At 59.2% G+C, this 14,521-nt stretch carries 24 protein-coding genes and 1 tRNA gene; 8 read left to right on the plus strand and 17 right to left on the minus strand.

Annotation, left to right across the window (positions count from 1 at the left end):
* Window positions 1–38 precede the first annotated feature (38 nt).
* From lon to FHS64_RS08215, 3 genes are all read left to right on the plus strand, one after another.
* Window positions 39–2,438 carry an endopeptidase La gene (gene lon / locus FHS64_RS08205; protein ID WP_167177542.1) on the plus strand — a complete coding sequence of 800 codons (2,400 nt, stop codon included), beginning with the start codon at window positions 39–41 and terminating at the stop codon, window positions 2,436–2,438.
* Window positions 2,439–2,546: 108 nt separating this feature from the next.
* A complete protein-coding gene (locus FHS64_RS08210; protein WP_167177544.1) occupies window positions 2,547–2,822 on the plus strand; it encodes an HU family DNA-binding protein in 276 nt (91 codons plus the stop codon).
* A gap of 53 nt (window positions 2,823–2,875) precedes the next feature.
* A tRNA-Val gene (locus FHS64_RS08215) sits at window positions 2,876–2,952 on the plus strand.
* 97 nt (window positions 2,953–3,049) lie between these two features.
* Here FHS64_RS08215 and FHS64_RS08220 read toward each other — a convergent pair.
* The 14 genes from FHS64_RS08220 to FHS64_RS08285 all read right to left on the minus strand — a co-directional run bounded on the left by FHS64_RS08220 (window position 3,050) and on the right by FHS64_RS08285 (window position 8,743).
* The gene (locus tag FHS64_RS08220) at window positions 3,050–4,240 is read right to left on the minus strand and encodes a tyrosine-type recombinase/integrase (RefSeq protein ID WP_167177546.1); all 1,191 of its coding nucleotides are present in this window, start codon (window positions 4,238–4,240) and stop codon (window positions 3,050–3,052) included.
* 220 nt (window positions 4,241–4,460) lie between these two features.
* Window positions 4,461–4,805: a hypothetical protein gene (locus tag FHS64_RS08225; protein WP_167177549.1), complete on the minus strand. Its 345-nt coding sequence runs from the start codon at window positions 4,803–4,805 to the stop codon at window positions 4,461–4,463.
* On the minus strand, window positions 4,799–5,017 hold the full coding sequence (locus FHS64_RS08230; protein ID WP_167177551.1) for a hypothetical protein: 219 nt from the start codon (window positions 5,015–5,017) through the stop codon (window positions 4,799–4,801). The genes FHS64_RS08225 and FHS64_RS08230 overlap by 7 nt, the downstream gene beginning before the upstream one ends.
* The gene (locus FHS64_RS08235) at window positions 5,017–5,259 is read right to left on the minus strand and encodes a hypothetical protein (RefSeq protein WP_167177553.1); all 243 of its coding nucleotides are present in this window, start codon (window positions 5,257–5,259) and stop codon (window positions 5,017–5,019) included. Before FHS64_RS08235 ends, FHS64_RS08230 begins: the two co-directional genes overlap by 1 nt.
* Window positions 5,256–5,414 (minus strand): hypothetical protein, encoded by a 159-nt coding sequence (locus tag FHS64_RS08240; RefSeq protein ID WP_167177554.1) that lies wholly within the window; start codon window positions 5,412–5,414, stop codon window positions 5,256–5,258. Before FHS64_RS08240 ends, FHS64_RS08235 begins: the two co-directional genes overlap by 4 nt.
* Entirely contained in the window at window positions 5,411–5,827 is a 417-nt protein-coding gene (locus FHS64_RS08245; protein WP_167177556.1) for a TetR family transcriptional regulator, read from the minus strand. Before FHS64_RS08245 ends, FHS64_RS08240 begins: the two co-directional genes overlap by 4 nt.
* Window positions 5,824–6,201 (minus strand): helix-turn-helix domain-containing protein, encoded by a 378-nt coding sequence (locus FHS64_RS08250; RefSeq protein WP_167177558.1) that lies wholly within the window; start codon window positions 6,199–6,201, stop codon window positions 5,824–5,826. Before FHS64_RS08250 ends, FHS64_RS08245 begins: the two co-directional genes overlap by 4 nt.
* Before the next feature lie 88 nt (window positions 6,202–6,289).
* Window positions 6,290–6,523, minus strand: coding sequence for a hypothetical protein (locus FHS64_RS08255; protein ID WP_167177560.1), 234 nt, complete (start codon window positions 6,521–6,523; stop codon window positions 6,290–6,292).
* Entirely contained in the window at window positions 6,520–6,756 is a 237-nt protein-coding gene (gapR, locus tag FHS64_RS08260; protein WP_243862865.1) for a nucleoid-associated protein GapR, read from the minus strand. Before gapR ends, FHS64_RS08255 begins: the two co-directional genes overlap by 4 nt.
* A gap of 47 nt (window positions 6,757–6,803) precedes the next feature.
* Window positions 6,804–7,478, minus strand: a complete 675-nt coding sequence (locus FHS64_RS08265) for a hypothetical protein (RefSeq protein ID WP_167177562.1) — start codon at window positions 7,476–7,478, stop codon at window positions 6,804–6,806.
* On the minus strand, window positions 7,475–7,780 hold the full coding sequence (locus FHS64_RS08270) for a hypothetical protein (protein ID WP_167177564.1): 306 nt from the start codon (window positions 7,778–7,780) through the stop codon (window positions 7,475–7,477). Before FHS64_RS08270 ends, FHS64_RS08265 begins: the two co-directional genes overlap by 4 nt.
* The gene (locus FHS64_RS08275; protein ID WP_167177566.1) at window positions 7,777–7,965 is read right to left on the minus strand and encodes a KGG domain-containing protein; all 189 of its coding nucleotides are present in this window, start codon (window positions 7,963–7,965) and stop codon (window positions 7,777–7,779) included. Before FHS64_RS08275 ends, FHS64_RS08270 begins: the two co-directional genes overlap by 4 nt.
* Window positions 7,962–8,189 carry a hypothetical protein gene (locus FHS64_RS08280; RefSeq protein WP_167177568.1) on the minus strand — a complete coding sequence of 76 codons (228 nt, stop codon included), beginning with the start codon at window positions 8,187–8,189 and terminating at the stop codon, window positions 7,962–7,964. The genes FHS64_RS08275 and FHS64_RS08280 overlap by 4 nt, the downstream gene beginning before the upstream one ends.
* A gap of 158 nt (window positions 8,190–8,347) precedes the next feature.
* Entirely contained in the window at window positions 8,348–8,743 is a 396-nt protein-coding gene (locus FHS64_RS08285) for a helix-turn-helix domain-containing protein (RefSeq protein WP_167177570.1), read from the minus strand.
* A gap of 936 nt (window positions 8,744–9,679) precedes the next feature.
* On the opposite strand from FHS64_RS08285, the gene FHS64_RS08290 reads away from it, so the two are divergent.
* The 5 genes from FHS64_RS08290 (at window position 9,680) to FHS64_RS08310 (ending at window position 12,667) form a co-directional block, all read left to right on the plus strand.
* Window positions 9,680–10,108 (plus strand): hypothetical protein, encoded by a 429-nt coding sequence (locus FHS64_RS08290; RefSeq protein ID WP_167177571.1) that lies wholly within the window; start codon window positions 9,680–9,682, stop codon window positions 10,106–10,108.
* Entirely contained in the window at window positions 10,105–10,788 is a 684-nt protein-coding gene (locus FHS64_RS08295; RefSeq protein WP_167177573.1) for a hypothetical protein, read from the plus strand. Before FHS64_RS08290 ends, FHS64_RS08295 begins: the two co-directional genes overlap by 4 nt.
* 476 nt (window positions 10,789–11,264) lie before the next feature.
* Entirely contained in the window at window positions 11,265–11,966 is a 702-nt protein-coding gene (locus tag FHS64_RS08300; protein WP_167177575.1) for a hypothetical protein, read from the plus strand.
* A gap of 73 nt (window positions 11,967–12,039) precedes the next feature.
* Window positions 12,040–12,228 (plus strand): type II toxin-antitoxin system HicA family toxin, encoded by a 189-nt coding sequence (locus tag FHS64_RS08305; RefSeq protein WP_167177577.1) that lies wholly within the window; start codon window positions 12,040–12,042, stop codon window positions 12,226–12,228.
* A 43-nt stretch (window positions 12,229–12,271) separates the two neighbouring features.
* Window positions 12,272–12,667, plus strand: a complete 396-nt coding sequence (locus FHS64_RS08310; RefSeq protein ID WP_167177579.1) for a type II toxin-antitoxin system HicB family antitoxin — start codon at window positions 12,272–12,274, stop codon at window positions 12,665–12,667.
* Window positions 12,668–12,672: 5 nt separating this feature from the next.
* On the opposite strand, the gene FHS64_RS14385 is transcribed toward FHS64_RS08310, so the two are convergent.
* From FHS64_RS14385 to FHS64_RS08325, 3 genes are read right to left on the minus strand one after another with little or no spacing between them, the layout of a single operon-like run.
* A complete protein-coding gene (locus FHS64_RS14385; protein ID WP_424945234.1) occupies window positions 12,673–13,032 on the minus strand; it encodes an Ogr/Delta-like zinc finger protein in 360 nt (119 codons plus the stop codon).
* Window positions 13,033–13,064: 32 nt separating this feature from the next.
* A complete protein-coding gene (locus tag FHS64_RS08320; protein ID WP_167177583.1) occupies window positions 13,065–14,108 on the minus strand; it encodes a contractile injection system protein, VgrG/Pvc8 family in 1,044 nt (347 codons plus the stop codon).
* Window positions 14,105–14,521: a phage tail protein gene (locus tag FHS64_RS08325; protein ID WP_167177585.1), complete on the minus strand. Its 417-nt coding sequence runs from the start codon at window positions 14,519–14,521 to the stop codon at window positions 14,105–14,107. The genes FHS64_RS08320 and FHS64_RS08325 overlap by 4 nt, the downstream gene beginning before the upstream one ends.

Raw genomic sequence — 14,521 nt, forward strand, 5'->3', positions numbered from 1 at the left:
GGGCCGGAGATTCACAAAGGCCCCAGAAAGTAAGCACCATGACCGAGAGCAAAATTCTCCCAGTCCTGCCGTTGAGAGACATCGTCGTCTTTCCGCACATGGTTGTGCCGCTGTTTGTCGGCCGTGAAAAATCCGTGCGTGCACTCGACGAAATCATGAAGGGTGAAAAGCAGATCCTGCTGGCCACCCAGAAGAACTCGACCGACGACGATCCGGCCACTGACGCCATCTATCCGACGGGCGTGATCGCCAGCGTTCTGCAACTGCTCAAACTGCCCGACGGCACCGTAAAGGTTCTGGTCGAGGGCAAGTCGCGCGCGCGTCTGCTCAGCTATACCGACCGCGAAGACTATTACGAAGCCGAAGCCGTAGCGATCGAAGACGAGCAGGGCGATGCCTCGCAGTCCGAAGCCTTGCTGCGTGCCGTGGTCGAGCAGTTCGAAAACTATGTGAAGCTGAACAAGAAGGTGCCGCCCGAGGCGCTCAGCTCTATCCCGCAGATTTCGGACCCGTCCAAGCTGGCCGACAGCGTGGCCGCGCATCTGGCCGTCAAGATTGGCGAAAAGCAGTCTCTGCTCGAAACTGTCAGCGTGCCGGCTCGCCTCGAAAAGGTTTACGGCCTGATGGAGGGCGAAATCTCGGTCCTGCAGGTCGAGAAGAAAATCCGCTCGCGCGTGAAGCGCCAGATGGAGAAGACCCAGCGCGAGTACTATCTGAACGAGCAGATGAAGGCGATCCAGCGCGAGCTGGGTGAAACCGACGACCAGCGCGACGAGTTGATGGAGCTTGAAAAGCGCATCGCCAAGGCTCGCCTGTCGAAGGAAGCCCGCATCAAGGCGGATGCCGAGCTCAAGAAGCTGCGCAACATGTCGCCGATGTCGGCGGAATCGACCGTGGTTCGCAACTATCTGGACTGGCTGCTCTCGATTCCGTGGAGCAAGACCAAGGCCAAGCCGATCGATCTGGAAAAGGCCGAGGCCATTCTCGAAGCGGACCACTATGGTTTGGAGAAGGTCAAGGAACGCATCATCGAGTACCTGGCCGTTCAGGCGCGTACCGGTTCTCACAAGGGGCCGATCCTGTGCCTCGTCGGTCCTCCGGGTGTCGGTAAAACCTCGCTGGCGCAATCCATCGCCAAGGCAACGGGTCGTGAGTACGTCCGTATGTCGCTGGGCGGCGTGCGTGACGAGGCCGAGATTCGTGGCCACCGCCGCACCTATATCGGCTCGATGCCGGGCAAGATCATCCAGTCGATGAAGAAGGCGAAAACCACCAACGCCTTCATCCTGCTGGACGAGATCGACAAGCTGGGTGCCGACTGGCGCGGTGATCCGTCTTCGGCCCTGCTCGAAGTGCTGGATCCGGCTCAGAACAACACCTTTGGCGACCACTATCTGGAGGTCGATTACGACCTGTCGCCGGTGATGTTTGTCACCACAGCCAACAGCCTGAACATGCCCCAACCTCTGTTGGACCGCATGGAGATCATCCGCGTCTCGGGCTACACCGAGGACGAGAAGGTCGAGATCGCCAAGCGTCACGTTCTGCCCAAGCAGATGACGGACCACGGCCTGAAGGACAGCGAACTGATTGTGCCGGAAGACACGATCCGTGACCTGATCCGTTATTACACCCGTGAAGCAGGCGTTCGTAATCTGGAGCGCGCTCTGGGCGGTCTGGCCCGTAAGGCTGTGCGCGAAATGGCCAAGACCAAGGCCAAGTCGATCACGGTTGATGCGGCCAAACTGGCTGAATATGCGGGCGTGCATAAGTTCCGCCATGGCGAAACCGAAGCTGAAGATCAGGTTGGTATCGTGACCGGTCTGGCCTGGACCGAGTTCGGCGGTGATATCCTGACCATCGAGGCGCTTAAAATGCCGGGCCGCGGTCGCATGACCGTGACGGGGAACCTGCGCGATGTGATGAAGGAATCGATCTCTGCGGCGGCATCCTATGTCCGCAGTCGCGCTCTGAGCATTGGCGTTAAGCCGCCGATGTTCGAGAAGATCGATATCCACGTCCACGTTCCGGACGGCGCTACGCCCAAGGACGGGCCGTCGGCCGGTGTGGCCATGACCGTGGCTATGGTGTCGGTGCTGACGGGTATTCCGATCCGCAAGGACATTGCCATGACGGGGGAAATCACCCTGCGTGGCCGTGTGACGGCGATTGGCGGCTTGAAAGAGAAGCTACTGGCCGCCCTGCGTGCTGGCGTGAAAACCGTACTGATCCCGCAAGAGAACGAGAAAGATCTCGAGGATGTGCCGGACAATGTGAAGGCCGAGCTCGAAATCATCCCGATCTCTACGGCGGACGAGGCTCTGAAATGGGCACTGACCGGCACGCCGACTGCGGTGGAGTGGGATGAAGAGGCAGAGCCTCTGACGCCTGCTGCTGCACCCGCGCCATCGGGTAGCAGTGCATCAGTCAGTCACTGACTGCAGCGATGACGAACAGAAATGCGGTCCGGTTCTCCGGGCCGCATTTTTTCTTGTCCATCAATGATATGGATTTGGCAGAATCATAAACGGTGGAGGAGGGGGCTTATGAGCAAAACCGAACTGATTGGCCGCATGGCCGAGGCTGCTGGCATATCGCGCGAACAGGCCAAATTGGCTTTCGAATCGGTCACAGACCAGATCGGGCAGAGGCTAAAGGACGGAAAAGACGTGCGTATCGTTGGTTTCGGAAGTTTTTTTGTATCTGAACGAGCCGCCGGAAAAGCCCGAAATCCCCGTACTGGCGAGGAAATTGAGCGATCGGCATCCCGCACTGCACGCTTTAGAGCGGGGGAGGGATTAAAAAGCCTCTTGAATGGTTAGCCGAATATGGGCAAAGAGACCGCCTCGCAGCGCTGCAACAGCAACGCGGGAATGGGCGGCTAGCTCAGCTGGTCAGAGCACCTCGTTTACACCGAGGGGGTCGGGGGTTCGAACCCCTCGCCGCCCACCATCTTAAGCCCTTAAATCATTGAACTATTCTGATTTAAGGGCTTAAGACGGTAATCACCAGTCCCCAGAATGGTCCCCAGAATGACGGCGATTTTCGGCTATCCGAAGCGATTCCTGACGTCGTCCTGGTAGTCTGGTCGCTGGTGTCCGTAATTCTTGATCAGGGTCGCAGGCGACATTCCTAGGAAGCCTGCCGCAGCCCAGACATCGACGCCCGCTTCCATCAACCACGTCGCGCATGTGTGTCGCATCCAGTGAGGCGAGATCTCGTCTGACAGGCCAGAGTCGGCCACACAGCTGGCGAAGGATGTCTTCACTCTCTCTATCGGCTTGCCTCCAAAGTGGATGACCGGCTGATAGCCTTTGGCTTCGTCCAATCTTTTCCAGCGGCGCATGTGGGACAGCAGTCGATCGGGGAATGCGACGACGGGGCGGCGCTTGGTACGGTGATCGATTTCATTACGGCCCCGGCGATAGAGGACGCCCGAATCAATATCAGCCCAAGGGTGCAGCGGACTTTCGTTCCAAAGGGCGCGACACGTTACCCCCGCTCTTGATCCCGTATAGATCGATATCAAGATGAAACGGCGAAGGTGCATGCGGTTGGAGCGCGTCGTTTTCGACAGGCGCACCCATTTACCGTCTCTCAGCCCCCAGCCCATCGACGCCCAAAGCAGGCGGGCAGCTTGGCTGCGTGTGAGCGCGTCGCGGGGAGTTTCGGCCTTACGAGGGAGGACGATCTTAGGAACGACGGACAGGTGGTGTTCTTCGTGCCATTTGCTGATGGCGGTCCCTAAACATTCCAATTCGCGGCGGGCAGTCTGGTCACTGACTCGAGGTGCCGACGCCGGATCCTTTTTGTAAGCCTTGTGAGGTTCGGTGATGCGCTTTGCGACATAGCCTTCGCAGGTGGATCTCCGAACGTCCGCTAAGGTCATGTCCTGCCAGAATGGCAGCAGTGTTTCGATCAGACTGGCTTCGTTCGCCGGATTGGCGAGGCGCTGGGCGGGGCCAGCGGCGTACTCGGCCAGCACCTCGGCTACATAGACCTCAGCTGGATTACTTTTTCGCACTCGCGCTTCACGCGCTGGCTCGACGTCGTTCGCGTATTTCTGGATGATGTACTGGGCGAGTTGTTCTTGAGCTTCGACAAAGCGGTCTGGGCCGCAGCCTGTGCCGATTTCAGTCTTATCATCTCGGATGAAGTACCTGTCCGGCAAGGTTGTGCCGCAGGCTTTACGGCGGCCTTTGCGGAGGTAGAGGCGGGGGCCTTTTGCGGTACGGGACATGCGAACAGAGCCTTGAGGTTGGCGGGAGTGACCCAGAAAGCGCCGCCAACTTTTGAAGCTGTCAAGCGGCCACGGCTTATTTCAAGGCGCAAGGTCGAAGGTGTGCAGGGATAGTGCGGCCCGAAGACTGCGACGATTTCATCCAGCCTCATAGGCGCATCGTCTGGCCAGTCATGCGGATTCGGACGGGTGAGAATCCGCTTGAGTTTCTTGTCTGACATCACAGCACGGGTTCTCCCATGGCATTGCGGATACGCAGGCGGCCCAGCGGAGTAAGGCGGATCAGGCCGTTTTCGGTGAGGGTGCTGTCGGTGCCGATGGCGTCGTGGATCTGATTGACCAGGCGGGTCATCAGCGGAGACTGGCGCAGGAAGGGAAGCTTCATGAAGGCGTCGTCGTGGGGGAAGTCCTTGGCATTGACCCCGTCACGTTCTGCTTCCATCTGGGCCAGCATCCATGCGGCGGCGGGTGACAGGGCAAGGGCGGCCTGAATGGTGATGGCCCTTGCGTCCTCGATGGCAGCACAGGCGCGATCGGCAAGCTCCAGTCGCAGGAAGATCAGCATTGGGGCGCTCCTTCGAAAAGGTCGGGGTGCTGTTCGCGTTCGCCATAGGTGATGCGGGAAGATGCATCGACCCAAGTGCGGTGGCCGGTGGCATCGTGATGGCGGGCGGCGACGGCTTGGGCGTTGCGGCCCAGCCAGTGGACCTTGTCGCCATGACAGACTGTGCAGCCAGCTTGTAGTGTCATGGAAATTGAGCGAGGGCGCTTGTTCATTACGCCGCTCCGTTGGTTGTCACGATCCCAGCGGCATCATTCAAAACTGCGGCAATAAAGATGGCCGTCTGTTTGTCGAACAGCTTACCCAAACTGCCCTCAATGCTGATGCCGTTGAAACCCACAGCATCGGCAACGAACCAGAAAGGCCAATCAGGATTCTTGTCTGATGCCGACCGAGCGAGATACGGGGCGGGGCCAGTGTGGGAGATGTTTCGATCGCCAATCTTCACAGAGATCATGCCTTCAGCCCCATGTTCAGTTCGTGGGGGTCACAGTCGAACAGGTCGGCGATGGTGCGGACGTTGTATCCAGCGGCGATGAACCAGCGTGCCCAGACGAGAAGGCGCGGGTGGCGGTCCAACAGGACGGGCTTGTCGCAAGGGTCGAAGGTCATGCGGCCATCAACTCCTGTGCGGGCAGTTGGCTGGCCAGCTCGAGATCCTTCAGATGCTCGATGATGCGCTCGGCATCATCCCAATCTTTGGCGATAGGGGCGGGCAGGGTGCCGATGACCTCGGGGCGTTGCTCGATCAGGTTCTGAAGTACGCGGCGCATTTCGGGGGCGGCGCGGGTCAGGGCGCTGTCGATCGGGGCGGGGCATTCGAACACGGCCAGCCACAGGTCTTCCTTGGTGTCGAAGTTGGAGAACACAGAGCCGGTGGACAGGCCCGCTTCTGCGGCGATTTCGCGGATGCCTTGCGCCGTATAGCTGCCCGGTGTGGCCCAGAGAGTGCGGGCGGCGTCCATGACGCGCTGGCGGGTGCGGATCTTGGCGAGGATGCGCTTGTTGGTGATCTGGTCGGTCATGTGGCGCTCACGGCGTCTGGAACGATGGCCTTGGCCACGTTCAGCAGGGATTGTTGTTGGTCGGGGCGCATGCGGCCAAACAGGTTGGCGAGGCGCAGCCCGGTGATGGATTGGCCCATGTTGGCCAGAGGATCGGCGACGGCGGTGCCATCGGCGCGGATGGCGGGCAGCAGGTCGGCTGGTTCAATGCCGGTGTGCTGGCGCAGCTGGGCCAGAGTAGACAGCGACAGGCGGCTATCGCCGTTCTCGTATTTCTGGATGGCCTGATGCGACAGGCCGACACTGGCGGCCATGTCTTTCTGGGTCAGGCCTTTGGCGATGCGGGCTTGGCGCAGACGGCGGCCTATCTCGACATCGAGGGATTTGTTACCCATCAGCAGCAGCTCCGGAACAGGTAGGTTGCCGCGCCGTACAGAATGGCGGCAGCGATGATGGCGACGAGCGCGCGTTTGCGGTTGCGGGTCACGCGGACCTCCAGACGCGCCAAGCGATGAAGGCGAAGATCGCGCCGAACACAGGCACCTCGATCACGGCATCGATCCATGCACCGAGGATCACGGCGACAGCGGCACCGACGATCCACGTCCAGACGGGCACTGCCCGACGGCGGGGCAGGAAACGGACCTGAAGGGCAGGGCGGTGGGCATTCAGGGCTTCACTGCCGATGATGCGCTTTTGCGGGTGTGCCATGGTCACAGCTCACCCAAGGCCGACAGGTACAGATCGAGGATGGCTTCCTCTTCCTGTCGCTTGGCCTTGTCCTGCTTGCGCATGCGGATGACCCTGCGCAGGACTTTGACGTCGTAGCCTTCGCCCTTGGCCTCGGCGAAGACCTCTTTCATGTCCTCCATGACGGCCTTCTTGTCCTCCTCGAGGCGCTCGATGCGCTCGACGATGGTGCGAAGGCGGCCTTGGGCGGCGGCAGTCATTACGTCCGGATTATCGAACGCGGCTTCATTTGAGATTGGATGGCCCATCAGTAGTCACCGACCGAGGTGACCACGTTGTCCTCGTCCAGAATGATCTTGGTTCCGGCGGCGTAATAGGCACGGATTTGGTCGCCCAGACGCCAGCTACGTCCAATATGGTGAACGTCTTTCAGATCGCGCTTATCGATAGTCGCGCTGGAAATAGTGCCGTCTTTGTTGAGCAGTATCTGGTGGCGGCAATTGTATTTATCGCTCTCGGATAGGTGCTCTTCTTCATCAAGGTAAAGCCATGCAGAGTCGTATTCCGTGTGGCGGACTATGACCGTGATAACCTCACCATAATCATCAGTGTATCCGTACCGTGCTTTGATCATGTTTCTGGCGATCTCGGACAGCTTGATTTCGGCGGGCGCGATGTTCAGCAGTTCGCGGATGTCGTCTGCCAGTCGGGCGTTGATCAATGCGCCCGCGTGATCCTTCACCTGTTTTTCGATCATGCCTGTCACTAGCGCGCCGTAAGAAGGCAGGTTCAGATCATTGACCTTCAGGCTGGCTTCCACGGCTGCTTTGATTATCTCCCCGATATCGCTGTAGCTGCGAAGGGCGTCGTCGATGACTTCCGTGACCAGCTTTTCGACGCGGGTGGCCACCTTGTCCTTGACGAACTCGGGCGTCATGACTTCGGCAACGGCTTTGTTGATGATGTCGAATGTATCGGTCATGCGGCTATCATCCGTGCGCGGGCATTGAGGAGCCAGTTGGTCAAGGCGCCTTCGATGCTGCCGCTGCTGCTGGAAGTGATGCCCGCGAGCGTCACTTTGTGGCCGTCGAACTTAGAGCTGACGCAAGCGTTAAGTCGGGTGACAAGATCATCTGTCAGAGCCTGTTGGACGCCATGGCGCCGTGCCTGATATCCGGGGGCGTTAATCGGCCCTGCCGCTATTCGGGCTGCGAGGAGCATACGCTCGACCTCAGCGGTCAGCGCTTTCATCTCTGGAATGGAGAGTTTGAGGAGCCGGCTCATTTTGCTTCGGCCTTTTTGACTGCGCCGCCTTTTGCGCCGGCAGTGCGGGCCAGAGTGCGGTTTTGCGAGAACGAACGCTTCTCAGCGGGCACAGAGCCACCGCCCTTGCGGGCAATCTCTACGCGGCGTTCGGGCGACAGGCTGGCAAAGCCGCGCTTGCGAATGTTGCTGGTGGTCTGGGTCATGCGGCCACCAGTGCGATTGGGTGGCGGCGGGCCATGACGATGGCGGCTTCGGTGGCGCTGCGGCCCAGAAGCACGAACAGGGCGACGTCGCATTCGGTGCGCGTGCGGCCTGTGGCCATGGCGGTTTCGGTCAGATCACCACGGAATGAATGGTGCAGATCTCGAAGGTCTTGAAGTTGGCGCTCTGTCCATGGACGTGCGCCTTTGTTTGCAAATGCGGGCATTGGTCCCCCGTTCAACGACAAGGGGAAGTTCTCATATTCAGAACTTTGGAGTCAACCTATAAAGTTCTGCTTTTCAGAACTTTATTGTTGCATCTAGATTCAACACGCAACCAAACTGATAAAACAGGCAGTGGTGACCAGGCTTTGGGGGCAGCGCCCTAGCGTTGCTGATTGCTGTTTTGGGCCTTCGCAATTCCGATAGCTGCGTTTCTGAATTGACGCATCAAAAGGGCGTCTTCTGGCTTCATCAGAAGTTCGTACATTTCGATGCCAAGCCAATCGGAAATCTCGATTAGAAGGTCGCGATTAAAGCGCTGCCTTCCGTGCCAAATGTTTGACATTCGGGATTTAGTCCAGCCGAGCTCATTGTTGAGAGCGGCTTGTTTCTTGCCGAAATGCTCCATCCATTCCTGCAAATACCAGTCGCGTTCATCGATTGTGCTCATGCTGGCATTAGTGCCTGAACCGTAAGAGTCGTCGTTTCCAAAAAACTGAAATCTCTTCCTTGACTCATAGTTCTGAAAATAAGAACTTTGGGTATGGACCTTCAGCATTGGCGAAAATCCAAAGGCATTACCTTGGAGCGTATGGCTTCAGGCGTTGGCATTCGTTCGAAAGGACGAATGAGCCGCATCGAGCGTGGCATGGAGAGATGCCCAACTGATCTTGCGATCGCCATCGACCGCCTGACATCAGGCGAAGTCCCTGTCGCAGTCCTACGTCCTGATTTGCATGACGTGCGCGTCATCACAGCACTGGCTCCCTAGCTATGAGTGCGGGGGGTGTTGCGTATTGCGATGATTGCGGGTGGCAGGCGTGCCTAAAGGAAAGCCGCTGTCTAGAAGCGGAGGCCGAGGCGCAGGGCGTGTCGGCGTCCGACCTCGAGTTGGAACTGTTGCGGTATCCACCAGCGGTCCTGACGGTGCCTGACCTCTCTGCTGACGAGTTGGAAGAACTCGCCAGTGCGTTGAAATCTGACAAGTTATCCACAGGCGGCGGTGTCGTGTCGCGCTGTGTCAAAATCGGCGTCCCCCTAACGCCGATGCCTGCCGGATCGGGGTCATCAGCCCCCCTCCAGCCCTGTTCCGGCAGGCCCACCATATTCTCGCATGACGGTGATTTTTGATCTCCGCCATGCATGACCTGATCCGCCGACTGCTGAGGCAGCTTGCGCTGGACCGCGAGCGTGGTTGCGCCGCGCAGGGATGAACCCTGCATCCGCCCTACATCGGGATACGAGCCAGCGGGGCAAGCCCCCTGATGCTGTTTGTCGTCCGGCCCCATTCGTCGGGGTGACACAGATTTCGCCAGTCGGCTGACAGCCGCCTGCGCCGCTCTCTCTACGCCCAAAGCGCTGACTATTTCCGTGCGGATCGCCACGGTCATCGGGATGCCTTTTGCCAACGCTGGGCCGTAATGCGCCACAGCGAATGCCTTTGTGCGGCCCAAGACCGAACGGCGTCACGCGGATTCGAAGATAGAGAATCCACTTGAACATTCGACAACACGCCTATCTGGCGCGCGCCCTGCAGGATGCCTGCGGGGGCGCAGACCGTTGTGTGACCCTGTTGGAGGAGACGCCCTTTGCCATGGGGCGAACGGCCATGTACGGGTGCCGATCATCCGAGGGCGGCAAGACGATGCCGATCGGGGCACTGCACCTGCTGGAGCTGGAGTGCGCAAAACCGATCTATAGTCAGGCTCTGGTCAATGCCGGTCCCGCCCCCAGCGAAGCCGAATGCGCGATCAGCGAGGCGTGCGAGGCGTCGGAGACAATGGCGCGGGCGCAGTCCATGATCCGCAAGGCGGGCGCGGATGGCTTTTATGACGAGAATGAAAAGCGCGAGATCGAACCCGAATTACAAAGGGTCGAAGCCCATGTGCGCAGCATCCGAGCGGGCATGGAGGGCGCGAAGTGAGCATTGCCCCCGCCCAGACCTTCAAGACCCCCGAACATCGCCGCACATATCAGCGGGTCCGCCGTGAAAGCCGCTGGGCCGGTAGCGAGCGGTGGCAGTCCATCAGCCTCGAGCATGGCAAGGACATGCTGCTGGCGTTGACTGTCTATCGCGAGAAGCTGCGCCAGCCCGGCCAACGCTGGGGCGCGAAAGGCACCATATCGTCCGGTGCGGTCGAGATGTATCGACTGATGATCAATATGGCGGTGCGCGGGCGCGGGCGACTGGAGCCGAGCGTAGGGTGGCTGGCCGAGAAGTTGAACGTACCGGCCAAGGTCATCCATGCGTGGAAGAGCCAGCTGAAGGAGCATGGCTTCCTGCGATGGCAGCGGCGCTATGTTGAAAGCGGTCTGAGGGGGCGGCGTGGCCCGCAGGTCAAACAGATCTCGAACGCCTATGCCCTGCTGACGCCGACCAAGGCGTGGGAGGGCATCAGCAAGATCATCCGCAGACGCCCGAAAGCGGCGCGTGGAGCGGCATCATCCGTTTGTGGGGCGCTGCCCATGACCGCCAAGGCGCAGCGGCTGGAGGCCCAGCAAAAGGCGGGCAGGGCGGCCATGCTGGAACAGTTCGATACGCTCGGCACCCTGATCGCACTGGATAGCGCTGAAAACGACCCGTCCGGTCTGGAAGGAACGTGAATCACCTGAGGGTCGAGAATCCATCCTGATATCTATTATCTAATGCGTCTCGCTGGTCGCGAGACCACTTTGATACCAGATAGAAGGCGTCGTCCTGGTCGGACGACCACTTAAATCCCCGATCGATGATGCAGACGGGGTGTTTCCAACAGAAACCGCAGGGCGGACAGGCTCCGCCTGTCCTTTGACGCCCACAGGCTGCCGCGCGAAGCACGGCGGCCGTTTGTGTATGGGGCCAGCGTGGCTGGCTCTGCGAAGGGTGAGGGGTTTCGATTTTCGCGCGCGTGGGGGCGGGCCGAGCGTGTGAAGCTGGCGATACAATCGCTTGGCTTAGACGTGACGGGCCATAGGTACCGTTATGTCTGGGTCAAATGGAGGGACGGGCGCGCGGGCGGGGCGGGCGCAAAAGCTTGACCATATTGAAATGCGACCAAAACAAGGCCATTGGGAACTATCGTTCGCATCGGAGATCTTGGATGGAAACCCTCGGCGGAATTCTGCTGTTCGCGGCTATGGCTGCATCTGTGTTGGGCGTTCTCAACCTCATCAAGCCACAAGCTTGGATGAAAATTAAGAAGCGCCGCTATGGGGCGCTCATGATCCTTGGGTCTTTATTTGCCACTGGTCTGGGCGGATCAATGCTGCCAGTACCTGAAGACAGCGCCGTTAAGGCCGTGGCCGACCAGACAGACACCAACCCAATTGTTCGCGACGGCGTGACGCAGGAAGAGTTCGAAGTGATTTGGACGAGCGTCAAAAACTACATGGCTAGATGTGATGGTCCGCTGACTGCGGCAGGAACGGCACTAGAAAGCGGTGATGTTTACGCCGCCTACGGCCCGACGAAGTCGGCAGCTGAGGCATGCGAGGCCGCTTGGTTAGACATGGGGAAAATTAGGATTCCCAAAAGCGCCAAAGGGGATGCCAAAACGGCTCTTAAAGACGCGTTGGATACCTGCAACACAGCAATTTATCTAAAACGCGAAGCCTTGAAACAGCTTCAAACGGTGCTCGATGGAGATGTGCGCCCATCCATCATGGAAGATACTAAAGACAAGCTGGAAAGAGGTGGCGGGCTATCGACAAAATGCACCTTTGATTTCCTTGCTGCTGCAACACAATCCAAACTGATGCTGCCTGAATTGCAGGAAGCCTTTGATCAAGCAAAAGAGAAATAAACACATTTAAGTGTGTACTGCGCTTGTGTAGATGATCTGCCGTGTGTATATAAATACACATGAGGAGGCGGCGATGGAGCTGGAAACAAACTCTCGGAAGCTTTTGAGGGTTCTGAAGGAGGCGGGTTTCGAAGAGGTGAGCAAACGAGGCTCGCATCTGAAACTTCGGAAAGGCGATCTAACAGTGATCCTGCCCCATCCGAAAAAAGACCTGCCCCTCGGGACCGTCAAAAGCATCTACCAGATGGCCGGACTTTTATAGTCCGGCCCACATCCATCGCCGCATCAATGCCAAGGAGGGCCGTATGCGATATTTTACAGCCATTGTTCATCAGGACGCCGATAGCGCGTTTGGTTTGACGTTCCCCGATCTGCCCGGCTGCTTTGCTGGAGCTGATAGCTGGGACGGTATTCCGGCTGCTGCCAACGAGGCGCTCGATCTGTGGTTTGAGGATCAACCTGATGTTGAGCCATCATCATTGGATGCGCTTCGCCAGATGCCCGCCGTTCAGCAGGCTTTGTCTGAAGGAGCCAGCCTGATAACGCTGCCCTATATTCCGGCAGACACCGCCATCGAACGTATCAATGTGACGATGGAACGCGGGCTGCTGCGTTCGATCGACGAAACCGCCAAGGCGCGGGGCATGACCCGTTCCGGTTTTCTGGCCGCTGCTGCCCGTCACGAACTGGTCGGGGCGTAGGGTCTTTAACCCGCCGGTGACGCTAGGGCGGTGCGGTTTGTGCGCGGCTGTGCGATGGGCAAGTTGATGCGCGGGTTCGGTCGGGCGGATGGCACGATGGTCCGCTCGATTGTCAGTGCGGCGACGAAGGTGTGACCGCAGACGTCGTCACCCTCTACATTGGTGCATTGAAAGCGCAATTCCCTGAAAAGGGGTGTGATGGTGCGCGTTGTACGAGTCGTTGCAACGGCACCACAATGGGGACAAATCTGCTTAAGAGTGCTGCCGCCCTGGTGTCTACGATTGGCATTTGCGCCGCCAAAACGGGTGTCGTTTTCCATATCATTCCCCGACTTTGCCCCGGTTGTATTTTTATCATATTTCATAGGTGCTTACCTCTGTTTCTTTGGGGGATTGTTCAGGTGTTCGCATTGCGTTGCGTATTTGCCGAACCGCCGAGTTCCATCTGAATGACGGTGCCCAAGCCTGAACTGTTGAGGGTGTGACGGGCTTCATCCACCAGCCAACTGGCCGCATCGATTTCGGGCTTGAAGCCGGTGACCGCCACGGTCTTTTCCGGAAAGATATCGGGGCGTCCTTGGGCGAGGGTCAGAGAGAATTTTGCCGCGCCACGCTCCAGCCGTTTGTATTCTGCATCGGCGGCACGGCGGGCGTTCGCTTCGCTGGCATAGGTGCGAGCCAGTTTCTTGGCGTTGTCGTCATCTCCGACCACCACCTTTCTGCGCTGGCCGCCGGCACGGTCATGCCATTCGGCGATGACACCGGAATAGGATCCGCGCTCTGCAGACTCCCAAGTGTGGCGGTCGCCATCTCTGCGGGTGATTGTGGCCAGCCCCAGTGGTTCACCCCCGGGGCTTTCACCGGCACCACAAGCCATGAAGATCAGTGCGCCGGCCTTAACGGTGGCCACCGCATCGTGGGTGCGGCCCAGACGGGCTATCAGGGCCGCGTCGGATTCATTGCTCTGGGCCAGATGGGCGATATCGACCGCGGCCTTGTCATCGGAGCATTTGAGCTGAAGGCCGTTTCGACCGGCCAGATCGTTGAGGATCGCGCCAAGTGTCGTCTGCGTCCACGACTGGATGCGGCGCTGGCGAAAGGCGCGTGTCAGATCGGCCGATCGGGCGCGGATGGTCAGGGTGTCGGGTGTGCCGGCGTGTGTGAGCTGGTCCACCTTGAACCGGCCCTTGTCGATCAGTTGTGGCGGATTGGCTGTGCCAAGGTCTTTCCAGCCCAGTGAAACCGCGATGATGACACCGGGACGCGGGACGACCAGTTGGCCATCATGGTCGGACAGGACCAGTGACAGCTCGTCAGCATCGGTGCCGCGTTTTTCGGTCAGATCGAGAATGATCAGGCGCGGGCGCAGGGTGTCGGCGATATCGACACCATCAACTGTGATCGACCATGCGGCCTGACGGTGAACATACTGGCTGGTCATGTGGCGGCCACCTGTTCCGGTTCTTCAGGCAGCGGGTCATCCATACGTTTGAGCGACAAGGTGAAGTCGCTGATACGCGAACGGCCATTGTCCATGATCGAGCGCTGGGTTTCGTCCAGCGACGTAATGGCGTAGGCCCCGTAGATGTGGCCCGAGCCATCGACCAGCGGGAAGGCCTCGCCGGTGTCAGCCATGGTGCGTAGGTCATCCAGACTGTCGGCCTTGCCGAAAGCCACAGGGGCCAGCATGCCGGTCAGGGTGATGTCATCGTCACCGGCACCGGCGAACTGGCCAGCAGGGCGTGCGCCGACGCGATCGCTGGTCGGGTGACGCCACGATGACCGGCGTTGAAGCTGGTTATAGGTGAGGGTGGGCAGGTCGAAAACGAACATGCCAAGCGTCATCAGGGCCAT

Source organism: Brevundimonas terrae (assembly GCF_011761985.1).
Taxonomy (GTDB): Bacteria; Pseudomonadota; Alphaproteobacteria; order Caulobacterales; family Caulobacteraceae; genus Brevundimonas; species Brevundimonas terrae.

Bases quoted from the DNA above. Each gene is read 5' to 3' on its own strand.
- lon (WP_167177542.1), top strand. From the start codon at position 39: ATGACCGAGAGCAAAATTCTCCCAGTCCTGCCGTTGAGAGACATCGTC.
- FHS64_RS08210 (WP_167177544.1), top strand. From the start codon at position 2,547: ATGAGCAAAACCGAACTGATTGGCCGCATGGCCGAGGCTGCTGGCATA.
- FHS64_RS08220 (WP_167177546.1), bottom strand. From the start codon at position 4,240: ATGTCCCGTACCGCAAAAGGCCCCCGCCTCTACCTCCGCAAAGGCCGC.
- FHS64_RS08225 (WP_167177549.1), bottom strand. From the start codon at position 4,805: ATGCTGATCTTCCTGCGACTGGAGCTTGCCGATCGCGCCTGTGCTGCC.
- FHS64_RS08230 (WP_167177551.1), bottom strand. From the start codon at position 5,017: ATGAACAAGCGCCCTCGCTCAATTTCCATGACACTACAAGCTGGCTGC.
- FHS64_RS08235 (WP_167177553.1), bottom strand. From the start codon at position 5,259: ATGATCTCTGTGAAGATTGGCGATCGAAACATCTCCCACACTGGCCCC.
- FHS64_RS08240 (WP_167177554.1), bottom strand. From the start codon at position 5,414: ATGACCTTCGACCCTTGCGACAAGCCCGTCCTGTTGGACCGCCACCCG.
- FHS64_RS08245 (WP_167177556.1), bottom strand. From the start codon at position 5,827: ATGACCGACCAGATCACCAACAAGCGCATCCTCGCCAAGATCCGCACC.
- FHS64_RS08250 (WP_167177558.1), bottom strand. From the start codon at position 6,201: ATGGGTAACAAATCCCTCGATGTCGAGATAGGCCGCCGTCTGCGCCAA.
- gapR (WP_243862865.1), bottom strand. From the start codon at position 6,756: ATGACTGCCGCCGCCCAAGGCCGCCTTCGCACCATCGTCGAGCGCATC.
- FHS64_RS08265 (WP_167177562.1), bottom strand. From the start codon at position 7,478: ATGACCGATACATTCGACATCATCAACAAAGCCGTTGCCGAAGTCATG.
- FHS64_RS08270 (WP_167177564.1), bottom strand. From the start codon at position 7,780: ATGAGCCGGCTCCTCAAACTCTCCATTCCAGAGATGAAAGCGCTGACC.
- FHS64_RS08275 (WP_167177566.1), bottom strand. From the start codon at position 7,965: ATGACCCAGACCACCAGCAACATTCGCAAGCGCGGCTTTGCCAGCCTG.
- FHS64_RS08280 (WP_167177568.1), bottom strand. From the start codon at position 8,189: ATGCCCGCATTTGCAAACAAAGGCGCACGTCCATGGACAGAGCGCCAA.
- FHS64_RS08285 (WP_167177570.1), bottom strand. From the start codon at position 8,743: ATGCTGAAGGTCCATACCCAAAGTTCTTATTTTCAGAACTATGAGTCA.
- FHS64_RS08300 (WP_167177575.1), top strand. From the start codon at position 11,265: ATGGAAACCCTCGGCGGAATTCTGCTGTTCGCGGCTATGGCTGCATCT.
- FHS64_RS08305 (WP_167177577.1), top strand. From the start codon at position 12,040: ATGGAGCTGGAAACAAACTCTCGGAAGCTTTTGAGGGTTCTGAAGGAG.
- FHS64_RS08310 (WP_167177579.1), top strand. From the start codon at position 12,272: ATGCGATATTTTACAGCCATTGTTCATCAGGACGCCGATAGCGCGTTT.
- FHS64_RS14385 (WP_424945234.1), bottom strand. From the start codon at position 13,032: ATGAAATATGATAAAAATACAACCGGGGCAAAGTCGGGGAATGATATG.
- FHS64_RS08320 (WP_167177583.1), bottom strand. From the start codon at position 14,108: ATGACCAGCCAGTATGTTCACCGTCAGGCCGCATGGTCGATCACAGTT.
- FHS64_RS08325 (WP_167177585.1), bottom strand. From the start codon at position 14,521: ATGGCCCTGATGACGCTTGGCATGTTCGTTTTCGACCTGCCCACCCTC.